Origin of the sequence: Actinomycetospora sp. NBRC 106375 (genome assembly GCF_030269665.1) — a bacterium.
In the GTDB taxonomy this organism is placed as follows: domain Bacteria; phylum Actinomycetota; class Actinomycetes; order Mycobacteriales; family Pseudonocardiaceae; genus Actinomycetospora.
The window spans coordinates 1-1,475 of record NZ_BSTS01000054.1 but is presented as its reverse complement, the minus strand read 5'-3'; the positions used below and the strand labels follow the sequence as shown (position 1 = coordinate 1,475).

The 1,475-nt window shown below is 58.0% G+C and carries 1 rRNA gene (running past one end of the window); it reads left to right on the top strand.

The annotated features are described in order from the left end of the window. Positions 1 to 1,382: ribosomal RNA gene (locus QSK03_RS32755) — 23S ribosomal RNA — on the top strand; it begins 1,822 nt to the left of the window's first position. Positions 1,383 to 1,475 lie beyond the last annotated feature (93 nt).

Genomic DNA, 1,475 nt, shown 5'->3' with positions numbered 1-1,475 from the left:
TGAGACGTGACGCATAGCCGGTTGAGGCGAAGCAGAGTGATCCCATGCTGCCGAGAAAAGCCTCTAGCGAGTTCCTACGCGACCCGTACCCCAAACCAACACAGGTGGTCAGGTAGAGAATACCGAGGCGTTCGAGCGAACTGTGGTCAAGGAATTCGGCAAAATGCCCCCGTAACTTCGGGAGAAGGGGGGCCCTGTCCCGTGAAACCCCTTGCGGGTTAGCGGGGTGGGGCCGCAGAGACCAGGGGGAAGCGACTGTTTACTAAAAACACAGGTCCGTGCGAAGTCGCAAGACGATGTATACGGACTGACGCCTGCCCGGTGCTGGAACGTTAAGGGGACCGGTTAACCGTAAGGTGAAGCTGAGAACTTAAGCGCCAGTAAACGGCGGTGGTAACTATAACCATCCTAAGGTAGCGAAATTCCTTGTCGGGTAAGTTCCGACCTGCACGAATGGCGTAACGACTTCCCCGCTGTCTCGACCACAGACTCGGCGAAATTGCACTACGAGTAAAGATGCTCGTTACGCGCGGCAGGACGGAAAGACCCCGGGACCTTCACTACAGCTTGGTATTGGTGCTCGGTTCGGCTTGTGTAGGATAGGTGGGAGACTGGGAAATCCTCACGCCAGTGAGGGTGGAGTCATCGTTGAAATACCACTCTGGTCGAATTGGGCATCTAACCTCGGGCCATGATCTGGTCCAGGGACAGTGCCTGGTGGGTAGTTTAACTGGGGCGGTTGCCTCCCAAAAAGTAACGGAGGCGCCCAAAGGTTCCCTCAGCCTGGTCGGCAACCAGGTGTCGAGTGCAAGTGCACAAGGGAGCTTGACTGTGAGACCGACGGGTCGAGCAGGGACGAAAGTCGGGACTAGTGATCCGGCACCACCATGTGGATGGGGTGTCGCTCAACGGATAAAAGGTACCCCGGGGATAACAGGCTGATCTTGCCCAAGAGTCCATATCGACGGCATGGTTTGGCACCTCGATGTCGGCTCGTCGCATCCTGGGGCTGGAGTAGGTCCCAAGGGTTGGGCTGTTCGCCCATTAAAGCGGTACGCGAGCTGGGTTTAGAACGTCGTGAGACAGTTCGGTCCCTATCCGCCGCGCGCGCAGGAGACTTGAGGAAGGCTGTCCCTAGTACGAGAGGACCGGGACGGACGAACCTCTGGTGTGCCAGTTGTCCCGCCAGGGGCACGGCTGGTTGGCTACGTTCGGAAAGGATAACCGCTGAAGGCATCTAAGCGGGAAGCCCGTTCCAAGATGAGGTCTCCCACCCCCTCGAGGGTTAAGGCCCCCACCAGACCAGTGGGTTGATAGGCCAGACATGTAATCGCCGCAAGGCGTTCAGTGGACTGGTACTAATAGGCCGAGGACTTGCCCACACACACCCCAAGAGGTCACGGCAAGCAACTGCGTAACGAACAACAGACCGTTCGCGTCCACTGTGCATATCCCAACGACCACACACCCCACCC